Origin of the sequence: Streptomyces sp. SID1328, from assembly GCF_009865595.1 — a bacterium.
GTDB classification, from domain to species: Bacteria; Actinomycetota; Actinomycetes; order Streptomycetales; family Streptomycetaceae; genus Streptomyces; species Streptomyces griseoluteus.
Genome location: NZ_WWKH01000515.1, coordinates 1 through 13603 on the forward strand (window position 1 = coordinate 1; position 13603 = coordinate 13603).

General features: G+C 70.6%; 12 protein-coding genes and 1 pseudogene. 2 read left to right on the top strand and 11 right to left on the bottom strand.

Annotated elements, in window-relative coordinates; genetic code table 11:
• Positions 1-261 (bottom strand): hypothetical protein (locus tag GT030_RS16045; protein WP_161201677.1); only part of this gene is annotated, 261 nt, incomplete at its 3' end.
• A gap of 2 nt (positions 262-263) precedes the next feature.
• Positions 264-758: an NUDIX hydrolase gene (locus GT030_RS16050; RefSeq protein WP_161201678.1), complete on the bottom strand. Its 495-nt coding sequence runs from the start codon at positions 756-758 to the stop codon at positions 264-266.
• Between the two features lie 81 nt (positions 759-839).
• Here GT030_RS16050 and GT030_RS16055 point away from each other — a divergent pair, with 81 nt between their 5' ends.
• Complete coding sequence (locus tag GT030_RS16055) at positions 840-1976, top strand: glycerate kinase (RefSeq protein ID WP_346009656.1); 1137 nt, start codon at positions 840-842, stop codon at positions 1974-1976.
• Positions 1977-2050: 74 nt separating this feature from the next.
• Here GT030_RS16055 and pssA read toward each other — a convergent pair whose 3' ends face one another.
• The 9 genes from pssA to GT030_RS16100 form a co-directional block, all read right to left on the bottom strand.
• The gene (pssA, locus tag GT030_RS16060; protein ID WP_161201679.1) at positions 2051-2869 is read right to left on the bottom strand and encodes a CDP-diacylglycerol--serine O-phosphatidyltransferase; all 819 of its coding nucleotides are present in this window, start codon (positions 2867-2869) and stop codon (positions 2051-2053) included.
• Positions 2870-2891: 22 nt separating this feature from the next.
• On the bottom strand, positions 2892-3551 hold the full coding sequence (locus GT030_RS16065; protein ID WP_086691036.1) for a phosphatidylserine decarboxylase: 660 nt from the start codon (positions 3549-3551) through the stop codon (positions 2892-2894).
• Between the two features lie 170 nt (positions 3552-3721).
• On the bottom strand, positions 3722-4927 hold the full coding sequence (locus GT030_RS16070; RefSeq protein WP_161201680.1) for an acyl-CoA dehydrogenase family protein: 1206 nt from the start codon (positions 4925-4927) through the stop codon (positions 3722-3724).
• On the bottom strand, positions 4928-5440 hold the full coding sequence (locus GT030_RS16075; RefSeq protein ID WP_030809541.1) for a MaoC family dehydratase: 513 nt from the start codon (positions 5438-5440) through the stop codon (positions 4928-4930). It abuts the gene before it with no gap.
• A 2-nt stretch (positions 5441-5442) separates the two neighbouring features.
• Positions 5443-6408, bottom strand: coding sequence for a CoA ester lyase (locus tag GT030_RS16080; RefSeq protein ID WP_161201681.1), 966 nt, complete (start codon positions 6406-6408; stop codon positions 5443-5445).
• Positions 6405-8450: a protein meaA gene (locus GT030_RS16085; protein WP_161201682.1), complete on the bottom strand. Its 2046-nt coding sequence runs from the start codon at positions 8448-8450 to the stop codon at positions 6405-6407. The genes GT030_RS16080 and GT030_RS16085 overlap by 4 nt, the downstream gene beginning before the upstream one ends.
• A gap of 10 nt (positions 8451-8460) precedes the next feature.
• The gene (gene ccrA / locus GT030_RS16090) at positions 8461-9801 is read right to left on the bottom strand and encodes a crotonyl-CoA carboxylase/reductase (protein WP_037855229.1); all 1341 of its coding nucleotides are present in this window, start codon (positions 9799-9801) and stop codon (positions 8461-8463) included.
• 422 nt (positions 9802-10223) lie between these two features.
• Complete coding sequence (locus tag GT030_RS16095; RefSeq protein ID WP_031183670.1) at positions 10224-11033, bottom strand: TetR family transcriptional regulator; 810 nt, start codon at positions 11031-11033, stop codon at positions 10224-10226.
• 148 nt (positions 11034-11181) lie between these two features.
• Positions 11182-12987 carry a 3-hydroxyacyl-CoA dehydrogenase gene (locus GT030_RS16100; protein WP_161201684.1) on the bottom strand — a complete coding sequence of 602 codons (1806 nt, stop codon included), beginning with the start codon at positions 12985-12987 and terminating at the stop codon, positions 11182-11184.
• Positions 12988-13334: 347 nt separating this feature from the next.
• Between GT030_RS16100 and GT030_RS16105 the strand changes: the two are divergent.
• Positions 13335-13603, top strand: a pseudogene (locus GT030_RS16105) (adenylosuccinate lyase); the annotation flags it as partial.

Below are 13603 nucleotides of genomic sequence, written 5' to 3' on the forward strand. Positions count from 1 at the left end.
GGCCGGCACCACCCACCCCCACCCCAGCACCCGCCGCACCGCCGGCACCACCCACACCGCCGCCGCCACCCCGGCCGCCCCGGCACTCATCACACACGCCAGCACGATCCCCGCGTACGCGTCGTCGTCCCATGCCCCGGAGGGCCGGATCGTCAGCGCGGTCCAGCAGAAGTAGGCGGAGACGAGGGTCAGCAGGATCAACGGCACGGCGAACACCGTGGCGAGCCAGCGGTCGTCGTTCACGGGGCAGGGACCGGTCATCGTCAGACCGCCCGGTGGCCGTTCTCCAGTTCCGCCGGGCCGTTGCCGTCCTCCAGGGCGTCCAGGGCGGCGAGGACCCGGCGGCCCAGGGGCGGGGGGAGGTAGTCGGGGAGGTCGGTGCGGGGGACGAGGCGCCAGGAGAGGAGTTCCTCCTCCTGGAGGCGGATGGCCTTGAAGTCGGCGTCGGTGAGGACGCCGCCGTCGTAGAGGTAGGCGACCAGGGGCATGTGACCGGGGACCGGGACCCAGTCCACGGCCAGCAGGCGGCCCGGCGCGCGGTCCAGGCCGATCTCCTCCAGCGTCTCGCGGCGGGCGCCCAGGCGGGGCGTCTCGCCGTCGTCGGACTCGATGGTGCCGCCCGGCAGGCCCCACCCCGGCCGGTAGTTCGGCTCGACCAGGAAGACCCGGCCCTCCGCGTCCCGGAACAGGGTCGCGGCGGCGGACAGGACGCGGGGCAGGCCCGCGATGTACGTGGCGAAGTCGTCAGAGGTGGTCATCCAGGCAGGGTAACGAGGGGGCGTGGATCACAACCCCTAGGGTGGACGCCGCGCCGACCCGCAGGGGCGGTGGAGCGAGTGGTGAGGGGACGCGGAGTGGTGGACGGTGTGGGCCGCGGGGTGCTCGTCGCCCCGGACAAGTTCAAGGGGTCGCTGACGGCGGCGGAGGTGGCCGCGCATGTGGCGGCCGGGTTGCGCGGCGCCGTACCGGGCGTCGCGGTCGAGACGCTGCCCGTGGCCGACGGCGGGGACGGGACCGTGGACGCGGCCGTCGCCGCCGGGTTCGAGCGCCGGGAGGTGAAGGTCGCCGGGCCGCTCGGGCATCCGGTGACCGCCGCCTTCGCGGTACGCGGGGACACGGCGGTCGTGGAAATGGCCGAGGCCAGCGGACTCCGCCGCCTCCCGGCCGGGACCCTCGCCCCGCTCACCGCCTCCACCCACGGCTCCGGCGAGCTGCTGCGGGCCGCGCTGGACTCGGGCGCCCGGACCGTCGTCCTCGGCGTCGGCGGCAGCGCCACGACGGACGGGGGCGCCGGGATGCTCACGGCGCTCGGCGCGCGGTTCCTGGACGAGCGGGGGGAGCCGGTCGGGCCGGGCGGCGGCGGACTCGCCGACCTCGCCGAGGCCGACCTGACCGGCCTCGACCCCCGGCTCGCCTCCGTCGAGCTGGTTCTGGCCAGCGATGTGGACAACCCCCTCACCGGCCCGCACGGCGCCGCCGCCGTCTACGGCCCGCAGAAGGGCGCCTCCCCGGCCGACGTGCCCCTCCTCGACGCCGCCCTCGCCCGCTTCGCGGCCGTCCTGGCCCCCGATCTCGCGGACCGCCCCGGCGCGGGCGCGGCGGGCGGCGTCGGCTACGCCGCCCTCCTCCTCGGCGCCCGTTTCCGGGCCGGGATCGAGGTCATGCTCGACGTCCTGGGCTTCGCCGAAGCCCTGGCCCGCGCCGACGTCGTCATCACCGGCGAGGGCGCCCTGGACGAACAGACCCTGCACGGCAAGGCCCCGGCCGGCGTGGCCGCAGCCGCCCGCGCCGCGGGCAAGGAGGTCTTCGCCGTGTGCGGCCGCCTGACCCTGCCCCCCGAGGCCCTCCGCCGAGCCGGCATCACAGCGGCCTACCCCCTCACGGCTCTGGAACCCGATCCCGCCACCTGCATGGCCCAGGCGGGCCCGCTGCTGGAACAGGTCGCGTCCCGTATCGCGGAGCAGCACCTGAGGTGACACCGAGGGCCGGGCACAGCAAAGGGGCCCCGGACCAGCAAAGGTCCGGGGCCCCGAAGCGAAGCGATCGCGCGTTACGGCAGCTGTGCCGCTCGCGCCTCCCGGCGGTTGTCGCGGAAGTTGTTCACCCGGCGGGCCGTGGCGAACAGGGGGATCACCGCTCCCATGACGAGCTGGAGTGCGCAGCCCGTCTGGAGGAGGAGCTGCCCGCCCGGGGCATCGAAGGCCCAGGCGGCCAGCAGACCCATGGAGAGGACGATCCAGCCGAGCATCGCGCCGGCGAGGCGGCCGCGCGGCTTCGGGTACTCGACCCGGCTCACCATCAGCCACGCGGTACCCAGGATGGCCAGCAGCGTCGCCGGGAACGGCAGCTCCAGCAGCACGATGGAGACGACCGTCAGCGCGCCGAACGGCGAGGGCATGCCCTGGAACATGCCGTCCTTCAGCGTCACGCACGAGAACCGCGCGAGCCTCAGCACGACGGCGAGCAGCACCACGATCGCCCCGAGAGCCGCCACCCGCTGGTGCGCGTCGTCCGCGACCATGCCGTAGACCAGGACGAAGTACGCCGGGGCCAGGCCGAAGCTGATCAGGTCGGAGAGGTTGTCCAGCTCCGCGCCCATCGGGGAGGAGCGCAGCTTGCGCGCCACCAGCCCGTCGAAGAGGTCGAACACCGCCGCGCAGAGCATCAGGATGACCGCCGTGGCCGCGCTGTGGCGGGCCATGCCGGATTCCTGGCTGCCGGTGAGGTGCGGGATCAGGATGCCGGTGGTGGTGAAGTACACCGCCATGAAGCCGCAGGTCGCGTTGCCGAGCGTGAGGGTGTCCGCTATCGACAGGCGCATAGAGAGGGGCATCTCCTCCTCGTCGCCCGCCTCGTCTGCCTCAGGCACCCAGCCCGCCTGTGTCTCTGGATCAATCACGGTCAATGCGAGTCACCCCAGCCACGGTCTTCTGACCGACCTCGACGTCGACCTCCACACCCTCGGGCAGGTAGAGGTCGACACGCGAGCCGAAGCGGATCAGACCGATGCGGTCACCCTGCTCGACCTTCGTGCCCTCAGGGATGTAAGGCACGATGCGGCGGGCCACAGCGCCCGCGATCTGGATCATCTCGATGTCGCCGAGTTCGGTGTCGAAATGCCAGACTACGCGCTCGTTGTTCTCGCTCTCCTTGTTGAAAGCCGGAACAAAGCCGCCGGGGATGTGCTCGACCGACGTCACGGTGCCCGCCAGCGGCGCCCGGTTGACGTGGACGTTGAGCGGGCTCATGAAGATGGCTACGCGGGTGCGGCCGTCCTTCCAGGGCATGATGCTCTGCACCACACCGTCGGCGGGCGAGATGACGCGGCCCGCGGTGATCTCGCGCTCCGGGTCGCGGAAGAACCACAGCATGCCCGCCGCGAGAGCGGTGGCGGGCACGGCGACGGCCTTGGCGACGCCCGAGCGGCGGGCCCGTGCCAGGCTGAGGGCCGCGGTGGCGACGGTCGGGAGGAGCCACGGCGATGCTCCGCGCGCGAGGCGTACGCCGCCGGCTCGGCTGTCGCTGGGTGCAGAGGTTTGGCTGTGGGGCATGGATGACCTTCGTAGCGGATGATGCCGCGCAATGACGGGGGACGGCGGCTTTCCGGGGATCGTACCGGGCGCGGGCCGCAACTGGGCAAGCCAGGAAGCCGAGTCGGCGGCCGAAGACCGTCGACAGGGTGTGATCTTCTTCTCGGCGATAACACCCCGTCTCCGGACAATCAGCCCTGGAACCGATACTCTTCGAGCAGGCGGCGACCGATGATCATTTTCTGGATCTCGGCGGTACCCTCGCCGATCAGCAGCATCGGCGCCTCGCGGTACAGGCGCTCGATCTCGTACTCCTTGGAGAAGCCGTAGCCGCCGTGGATGCGGAACGCGTCCTCGACGACCTCCTTGCAGTACTCGGAGGCCAGGTACTTGGCCATTCCGGCCTCCAGGTCGTTTCGCTCCCCGGAGTCCTTTTTGCGTGCGGCGTTCACCATCATGGCATGGGCGGCCTCGACCTTGGTGGCCATCTCGGCCAGCTTGAACTGAATGGCCTGGTGCTGGGCGATCTGCTTGCCGAAGGTGTGCCGCTGCTGGGCGTACTGAACGCCCAGCTCGAAGGCGCGCTGGGCGACACCGCAGCCACGCGCCGCGACGTTGACGCGGCCCACCTCGACGCCGTCCATCATCTGGTAAAAACCCCGGCCCGTGACGCCGCCGAGGACCCGGTCGACCGGAACGCGCAGGCCGTCCATGATCAGCTCGGTGGTGTCGACGCCCTTGTACCCCATCTTGTCGATCTTGCCGGGGATGGTGAGACCGGGTCGGACCTCGCCGAAGCCGGGCTCCTTCTCCACCAGGAAGGTTGTCATGGACTTGTGGGGCGCGGTGCCCTCGGGGTGTCCTTCGTCACTCCGGACCAGAACGGCCACCAACGAGGACGTTCCGCCGTTCGTCAGCCACATCTTCTGGCCGTTGAGGACGTACTCCTCGCCGTCCTTCACCGCCTTGGACGTGATGGCCGACACGTCCGAGCCGAGCGCCGGCTCCGACATCGAGAACGCGCCCCGGATGTCGCCCGCCGCCATGCGCGGCAGGAAGTGGTCCTTCTGCTCCTGCGTGCCGTGCTGCTTGAGCATGTACGCCACGATGAAGTGCGTGTTGATGATTCCGGAGACCGACATCCAGCCGCGGGCGATCTCCTCCACGCACAGCGCGTAGGTGAGCAGCGACTCGCCCAGGCCCCCGTACTCCTCGGGGATCATCAGGCCGAACAGGCCGAGTTCCTTCAGGCCGTCGACGATCGCTTGCGGGTACTCGTCACGGTGCTCCAGCTCGGTGGCGACCGGGATGATCTCCTTGTCCACGAAGTCGCGGACGGTGGAGAGGATCTCCTGCTGGATGTCCGTCAGACCGGCGGTCTGGGCGAGGCGCGCCATCTACTTCACCTGCTCCTTGAGCTCCGGGCGGCCGGGCTGCTCGCCGCCGCGCTCCTTGATGTACGTCTCGGTCGGCACCATGACCTTGCGGCGGAAGACGCACACCAGGGTGCCGTCCTGCTTGTAGCCCTTGGTCTCGACGTGCACGATCCCGCGGTCGTTCTTCGACTTCGACGGCCACTTGTCGAGCACGGTCGTCTCGCCGTAGATGGTGTCGCCGTGGAAGGTCGGCGCCACGTGCTTCAGCGACTCGATCTCCAGGTTGGCGATCGCCTTGCCGGACACGTCCGGCACCGACATGCCGAGCAGCAGCGAGTAGATGTAGTTGCCGACCACCACGTTCTTGCCGAAGTCCGTGGTGCTCTCGGCGTAGTTGGCGTCCATGTGGAGCGGGTGGTGGTTCATGGTGAGGAGGCAGAAGAGGTGGTCGTCGTACTCGGTGACCGTCTTGCCGGGCCAGTGCTTGTAGACGGCCCCGACCTCGAACTCCTCGTAGGTGCGCCCGAACTGCATGCTCACGCCTCCGGAATCTCGAACTTGGACGTCCGCCGCATCCCGGCCGCGCGGCCCTTGCCCGCGATGACCAGGGCCATCTTGCGGCTGGCCTCGTCGATCATCTCGTCGCCGAGCATCGCCGAACCCTTCTTGCCGCCCGCCTCGGAGGTGCAGTACTCGTAGGCGTCCAGGATCAGCTCGGCGTGGTCGTAGTCCTCCTGCGAGGGGGAGAAGACCTCGTTGGCGGCGTCCACCTGGCCGGGGTGCAGCACCCACTTGCCGTCGAACCCGAGGGCGGCGGCACGGCCGGCGACCTCGCGGAAGCCGTCCACGTTGCGGATCTGGAGGTAGGGGCCGTCGATCGCCTGGAGGTCGTTGGCGCGGGCGGCCATCAGGATCTTCATCAGGATGTAGTGGTAGGCGTCCGCCGGATAACCGGGCGGCTGCTCTCCCACGACGAGCGACTTCATGTTGATCGACGCCATGAAGTCGGCCGGACCGAAGATGATCGTCTCGATACGCGGACTGGCAGAGGCGATCTCATTGACGTTGTTGAGACCCTGGGCGTTCTCGATCTGCGCCTCGATGCCGATGCGGCCGACCTCGAAGCCCATCGTCTTCTCGATCTGGGTCAGCAGCAGGTCCAGGGCGACCACCTGCTGGGCGTTCTGCACCTTGGGCAGCATGATGCAGTCGAGGTTGGGGCCGGCGCCCTCGACGACCGTCACGACATCGCGGTACGTCCACTCGGTCGTCCAGTCGTTCACCCGTACGACCCGCGTCTTGCCCGTCCAGTCGCCCTCATTGAGGAACTTGACGATGGTGTGCCGCGCTTCCGGCTTGGCGAGCGGCGCGCACGCGTCCTCCAGGTCGAGGAAGACCTGGTCGGCCGGGAGACCCTGCGCCTTCTCCAGGAACCGCGGGTTGCTGCCCGGCACCGCGAGACAGGAGCGGCGCGGACGCAGGCGGTTGACAGGGGTCGTCATGCGGGGACCTCCAGGGGGTCGAGCTTGTTCGCTGTGCGGATCTCGTCGACGATACGGCCGATGATTCCGGTGATGTCGAAGTCCTTCGGGGTGAACACGGCGGCCACGCCGGCCGACTTCAGCAGTTCGGCGTCAGCGTTGGGAATGATCCCGCCCGCGATCACCGGGATGTCGTGCGCCCCGGCCTCGCGCAGCCGGTCCAGCACGTCCGGCACCAACTGGGCGTGCGAGCCGGACAGGATGGACAGGCCCACCGCGTGCACGTCCTCCGCGAGGGCGGCGTCCACGATCTGCTCCGGGGTCAGCCGGATGCCCTGGTAGACCACCTCGAACCCGGCGTCACGGGCGCGTACGGCGATCTGCTCGGCGCCGTTGGAGTGCCCGTCCAGGCCCGGCTTGCCCACCAGGAAGCGCAGCTTGCCCACGCCCAGGTCGCGCGCGGTGGCGTCCACCCGCGCCCGCACCCCGGCCATCGCTGACCCGGCCTCGGCGGGCACCGCCACCGGGGCGGAGGAGACGCCGGTCGGCGCCCGGTACTCGCCGAACACCTCGCGCAGCGCCCCCGCCCACTCGCCGGTCGTGACACCGGCGCGGGCGCACTCCAGGGTGGCCTCCATGAGGTTGTCGGTGCCCTTGGCGGCCTCCTTCAGCTTCTCCAGCGCCTTGCACGGGCGCGGGTGGTTGAAGGGCGGCTGGTAGCGGGTGTCCCGCCAGGTGCCCAGCGCCTCGATCACCCGGTTCTCCACGGCCGGGTCGACCGTCTGGATCGCGGTGTCCAGGTCGGCGGTGAGCGGGTTGGGCTCGGTCGTCTCGAAGATGTTGACGCCGATGATCTTCTCTTCGCCGGACTCGATCCGCGCCCGCCGCTCGGCGTGCGAGGCCACCAGCTGGGCCTTGAGGTAGCCGGACTCGACGGCGGCCATCGCCCCGCCCATCTCCTCGATCCGGGCCATCTCCGCGAAGGAGTCGTCCACCAGGGCGGACACCTTCTCCTCGATGACGTGCGAGCCGGCGAAGATGTCCTCGTACTCCAGCAGGTCGCTCTCGTGCGCCAGCACCTGCTGGATGCGCAGCGACCACTGCTGGTCCCAGGGCCGGGGCAGGCCCAGCGCCTCGTTCCAGGCGGGGAGCTGCACCGCCCGCGCGCGGGCGTCCTTCGACAGCGTCACGGCCAGCATCTCCAGCACGATCCGCTGGACGTTGTTCTCCGGCTGCGCCTCGGTCAGGCCGAGCGAGTTGACCTGGACGCCGTAGCGGAACCGGCGCTGCTTGGGGTCCTCGATGCCGTACCGCTCGCGGGTGACCTGGTCCCAGATGCGGCCGAAGGCGCGCATCTTGCACATCTCCTCGACGAAGCGGACGCCCGCGTTGACGAAGAAGGAGATCCGGGCCACCACGTCGCCCATGCGCTCCTCGGGCACCTGGCCCGAGTCGCGCACCGCGTCCAGCACCGCGATGGCGGTGGACATGGCGTAGGCGATCTCCTGGACCGGCGTGGCGCCGGCCTCCTGGAGGTGGTAGCTGCAGATGTTGATCGGGTTCCACTTGGGGATGTGGGACACCGTGTACGCGATCATGTCGGTCGTCAGCCGGAGCGAGGGTCCCGGCGGGAAGACGTGCGTCCCGCGCGAGAGGTACTCCTTGACGATGTCGTTCTGGGTCGTGCCCTGAAGCCGGGTAATGTCGACACCCTGCTCCTCGGCGACGACCTGATAGAGCGCCAGCAGCCACATGGCGGTGGCGTTGATCGTCATCGAGGTGTTCATCTGGTCCAGGGGGATGTCCTGGAACAGCCGGCGCATGTCACCCAGGTGCGAGACGGGCACGCCGACCCGGCCGACCTCGCCGCGGGCGAGGATGTGGTCGGCGTCGTAGCCGGTCTGGGTGGGCAGGTCGAACGCCACCGACAGACCGGTCTGGCCCTTGGCGAGGTTGCGCCGGTACAGCTCGTTGGACGCCTCCGCCGTCGAGTGCCCGGCGTAGGTCCGCATGAGCCACGGACGGTCCTTCTGACGCGCCTGCGGCGCCTGACGCTCTGTCACGTGTCGCTCCTCAGACGTTCCGGAAGCGGTTGATCGCGTCGATGTGCTCGGCGCGCAGCTCGGCGTCGCGGACGCCGAGGCCCTCCTCGGGGGCCAGGCACAGCACGCCGACCTTGCCCTGGTGGAGGTTGCGGTGCACGTCGTACGCGGCCTGGCCGGTGTCCTCCAGTGAGTACACCTTGGACAGGGTCGGGTGGATCTTGCCCTTGGCGATCAGGCGGTTGGCCTCCCACGCCTCGCGGTAGTTGGCGAAGTGGGAGCCGATGATGCGCTTGAGCGACATCCACAGGTAGCGGTTGTCGTACTCGTGCATGTAGCCCGAGGTCGAGGCGCAGGTGGTGATGGTGCCGCCCTTGCGGGTGACGAAGACGCTGGCGCCGAAGGTCTCGCGGCCGGGGTGCTCGAAGACGATGTCGATGTCCTCGCCGCCGGTCAGCTCGCGGATGCGCTTGCCGAAGCGCTTCCACTCCTTGGGGTCCTGGGTCCGCTCGTCCTTCCAGAACTTGTAGCCCTCGGCGTTGCGGTCGATGATCGCCTCGGCGCCCATCGAGCGGCAGATGTCGGCCTTCTGGTCGCTGGAGACGACACAGATCGGGTTGGCGCCGCCGGCGAGGGCGAACTGGGTGGCGTACGAGCCGAGCCCGCCGCTGGCGCCCCAGATCAGCACGTTGTCGCCCTGCTTCATGCCGGCGCCGTTGCGGGAGACGAGCTGGCGGTAGGCGGTGGAGTTGACCAGGCCGGGGGCGGCGGCCTCCTCCCAGCTCAGGTGGCCGGGCTTCGGCATGAGCTGGTTGGACTTGACGAGGGCGATCTCCGCGAGCCCGCCGAAGTTGGTCTCGAAGCCCCAGATGCGCTGCTCGGGGTCGAGCATCGTGTCGTTGTGGCCGTCGGAGGACTCCATCTCGACGGAGAGACAGTGCGCGACGACCTCGTCACCGGGCTTCCAGGCGTTCACACCGGGTCCGGTGCGCAGGACGACGCCCGCGAGGTCGGAGCCGATGATGTGGTACGGCAGGTCGTGCCGCTTGGCCAGCTCGTTGGTGCGCCCGTAGCGCTCCAGGAACCCGAAGGTGGACAGCGGCTCGAAGATCGAGGTCCACACCGAGTTGTAGTTCACCGAGGAGGCCATGACGGCCACCAGGGCCTCGCCGGGGCCCAGCTCGGGCAGCGGCACCTCGTCGAGGTGGGTGGACTTTCGGGGGTCCTTGTCGCGGGTCTCGAGGCCCGCGAACATCTCCGTCTCGTCCTTGTGCACGGTGATCGCGCGGTACGACTCGGGCAGCGGGATGGCGGCGAAATCGGCGGACGTGGCGTCCGACTGGATCGCGGCGAGGATGTCCTTCACGGTCACGGTATTGCCTCCGGCGGTGAGCGTCCTTGAGGGAGGGGCGCTGGGGTTTCGTCGGTGCGGGAAGTGCGCTCGGGGGTGCGAGGGGGGGTGCCGTCGGTTGGCGGCGGGTGCTTCGGCGGCGCTTGGTGGCGCGGGAGGTTGCCTGTGACGCAGGCGTCCGGACGCGCGAGCCGGGTGGCTTGCGGGGACAGCCGACGCGCGGGATTTCGCTACGCGCCGGCCGTCCGGACACTCTCAACGTATGACACCGCGTGTCAGGCGGCAAGGCACTGAGTGCCAGAACTTCCTCTCACATGAAATCTTTACGCAACAAATGAGCGATGATCGATCGAACGGGCTCCGGAGGGCGCCAGAAAACGGGCCCGGACATGGCAAAACGGCCACCCCGGGGGGTGGCCGTCGTCACAGCGGAAAAGGCGTGCTCAGCGCTCCTTGAGTGCCTGCTCGATGGTCCGCATGACCTCGTCCAGCGGGGCGTCGGTGCGGGCGACCGTCACCAGCACCTCGCCCTGCGCGGAGACCGTCGCCGGAGCGGGCGTGGCCGCCGTACTGCGGCCGGCGCCGATACCGGTGCCGAAGGTCCGGCGCACGATGGCGAAGGCGTGGTCGAGCTGCGCCTCCACGTCGCCCTGGCCGTCCGCCCGCAGCCAGCGCCGCAGCACATGGTTGTGGGCGGTGACCACGGCGGACGCGGCGACCTCGGCCAGCAGCGGATCGTCGTTGGCGTCGTCGGCATGCGCCCGCTCGTCGAAGTGGCCCAGCAGATAGCGGGTGAACAGCCGCTCGTAGCGGGCCACCGAGGCGATCTCCGCCTCGCGCAGCGTCGGCACCTCGCGGGTCAGCCGGTAGCGGGCCACCGAGATCTCCGGCTGGGCCGCGTACATCCGCATGACCTCCTTGATCCCGCGGCACACGGTGTCGAGCGGATGCTCGTGCGCCGGGGCCGCGTTGAGCACCGCCTCGGCCCGGATCAGGGTGTCGTCGTGGTCGGGGAAGATCGCCTCTTCCTTGGAGCGGAAGTGGCGGAAGAACGTGCGCCGGGCGACCCCGGCCGCCGCCGCGATCTCGTCCACCGTGGTCGCCTCGTACCCCTTGGACGCGAAGAGCTCCATGGCGGCCGCCGCCAGTTCCCGGCGCATCTTCAGCCGCTGGGCGGCGGCGCGGCCGCCCGCGGCGCTCTCCGGTGCGTCGGAGGCGGCGGATGTACGTGAGGACCTGACGGGCTGGGACATGACCCGAACGTACTGCATGGACGCCGTGCCACGCGCGGGTGCCGGGAGGCCCTCGTCCCCTGAGCGGGCGGGGGCCCGGCCGGGCGGGGTGAGGCCGCCCGGTTCGAGCAGCCCGCCCCACTCCGGCCCGTCCCGGAGACCGCCGCCGTCAGCGGCGGGCATACTCGCGGAAGCCCCGGCCGGTCTTGCGGCCCAGGCAGCCCGCCGCCACCAGGTGCTCCAGCAGCGGCGCCGGGGCGAGACCCGGGTCGCGGAACTCGCGGTGCAGCACCTTCTCGATGGCCAGCGAGACGTCGAGACCGACCACGTCCAGCAGTTCGAACGGGCCCATCGGGTAGCCGCCGCCCAGCCGCATCGCCGCGTCGATGTCGTCCAGGGTCGCGTAGTGCTCCTCGACCATCTTGATCGCGTTGTTCAGGTACGGGAACAGCAGCGCGTTCACGATGAAGCCGGCACGGTCGCCGCAGTCCACCGGGTGCTTGCCCAGCCTGGCGCAGACCTCGCGGACGGTGGCGTGGGTGTCGTCGGCGGTGAGGACGGTGCGCACCACCTCCACCAGCTTCATCGCCGGGGCCGGGTTGAAGAAGTGCATGCCGATCACGTCCTGCGGGCGCGAGGTGGCGCGGGCGCAGGCGACGACGGGCAGTGAGGAGGTGGTGGTGGCCAGGACCGCGCCCGGCTTGCAGACCTTGTCCAGCGCCTGGAAGAGCTGCCGCTTGACGTCCAGGTCCTCCGCGACCGCCTCCACGGCCAGGTCGACGTCCGCGAACGCCTCGTAGCCGCCCGCCGGGGTGATCCGCTCCAGCATCCCCGCCGCCGACTCGGCGGTCAGGCGGCCCTTGGCGACGGAGCGGTCCAGCGACTTGCCGACGCGGGCCTTCGCGGCCTGTGCCTTCTCCTCGCTGCGGGCGGCCAGGATCACCTCGAACCCGGCCTTGGCGAACACCTCCGCGATGCCCGACGCCATCGTGCCGGATCCGGCCACGCCCACCGAGCGCACCGTACGGCCCGTCGTCGCGGCGCTGCCGGGCACCGGGGTGAGGGCGTCCGGGACGGTCTCGGCGCTGCCCGGAGCCGCGTAGGTGTAGAAGCCGCGGCCCGCCTTGCGGCCGGTCAGGCCCGCTTCGCTGAGCTGCTTCAGGATCGGCGCCGGGGCGTGCAGCCGGTCGCGGGACTCGGTGTACATCGCCTCCAGGACCCGGCGGGCGGTGTCCACGCCGATCAGGTCCAGCAGGGCGAGCGGGCCCATGGGCAGACCGCAGCCCAGCCGCATCGCGGCGTCGATGTCCTCGCGGGAGGCGTAGCGCGCCTCGTACATCGCGGCGGCCTGGTTCAGGTAGCCGAACAGCAGGCCGTCCGCGACGAATCCGGGGCGGTCACCCACCGCGACCGGCTCCTTGCCCAGCTCGACCGCGAGGTCGGTGACGGCGGTGACCGCCTGCGGTGCGGTCAGCACCGAGGAGACGACCTCCACCAGCTTCATCGCCTGCACCGGGTTGAAGAAGTGCAGGCCGAGAACGCGCTCGGGGCGCTCCGAGCCGGCGGCGAGCCGGGTGACGGAGAGCGCGTTGGTGCCGGTGGCCAGGATGGCCTCGGGCCGCACCACGCGGTCCAGTTCGGCGAGGATCTGCTGCTTGATCTCGTACGACTCCGGGGCCACCTCGATCACGAGGTCGGCGTCGGCGGCCGCGGCGAGGTCGGTCGAGGTGGTGACCCGGTCCAGCAGGGCGGCGCGCTCGGGCTCGGTGAGCCGGCCGCGCTCGACGGCGCGGGCGGTGGAGCGCTCCAGCGCCTGGACGCACGTGGCGGCCTGGGCCGCGTCGATGTCGATGCCGACCACGTCGCGGCCGGCCCGCGCCAGGACCTCGGTGAGACCGGTGCCCATGGTGCCGAGACCGACCACGGCGATCGTCCGCAGCGGGGAGGGAGGGGTGTGGGACAGGGGAGTGGCCATCGCGGAACTCCAGGAAGAGTGGTGACGACGAGGGACGCGCCGCACGCGTGAGGACGCGTGCCGAAGCGCGGGGATGCGGGTGTTGCCGGGCTGCGAAGCGCACACGCCCGGTGCCGTCGTGACGGGCGCGCACACGCCCATGACGGTCCAACTTGCCGACCGGCCCTGTCCCGGAGCCGGGTCGTGCTCTCGACGGTTGCGTCACCAGACCGTCGCCAGCCGAAGCGCGAGTGGGTAACTCGCTCGTCTGAGCTTAACCAGTGAGTAACGAGCGCGCCAGTGGCGGGCGCCAACTCGGCTTTGTGATGTACCTCCCTTCATCGTCATCACGCGCCTACGCTGGGTATGTGGACGAAGAGTTGCGAGTGCTCACCGACCGCTTACGGCGGGAGTCGCGGGGCGGAGCCGCCTACGAGAGGCTGGTGGGCACCGGGGATCACGACGAGCTGGCCGAAGTCCTCACCGCGCCCGGCCAGCCGCTCTGGGCCAGGGAGTTGGCCGCCTACCGGCTCGGAGTCGCCGGGGACCGGCGGGCGTTCGAGTCGCTGGTGCTGCTTCTCAATCACCGGGACCCGCCCCGGTGCGCGGCCGCCGCCGAGGCGCTGGCCGCGCTCGG

Bases quoted from the DNA above. Each gene is read 5' to 3' on its own strand.
- GT030_RS16100 (WP_161201684.1), bottom strand. From the start codon at position 12,987: ATGGCCACTCCCCTGTCCCACACCCCTCCCTCCCCGCTGCGGACGATC.
- GT030_RS16080 (WP_161201681.1), bottom strand. From the start codon at position 6,408: ATGACGACCCCTGTCAACCGCCTGCGTCCGCGCCGCTCCTGTCTCGCG.
- GT030_RS16065 (WP_086691036.1), bottom strand. From the start codon at position 3,551: ATGCCCCACAGCCAAACCTCTGCACCCAGCGACAGCCGAGCCGGCGGC.
- GT030_RS16075 (WP_030809541.1), bottom strand. From the start codon at position 5,440: ATGCAGTTCGGGCGCACCTACGAGGAGTTCGAGGTCGGGGCCGTCTAC.
- GT030_RS16095 (WP_031183670.1), bottom strand. From the start codon at position 11,033: ATGTCCCAGCCCGTCAGGTCCTCACGTACATCCGCCGCCTCCGACGCA.
- GT030_RS16050 (WP_161201678.1), bottom strand. From the start codon at position 758: ATGACCACCTCTGACGACTTCGCCACGTACATCGCGGGCCTGCCCCGC.
- GT030_RS16070 (WP_161201680.1), bottom strand. From the start codon at position 4,927: ATGGCGCGCCTCGCCCAGACCGCCGGTCTGACGGACATCCAGCAGGAG.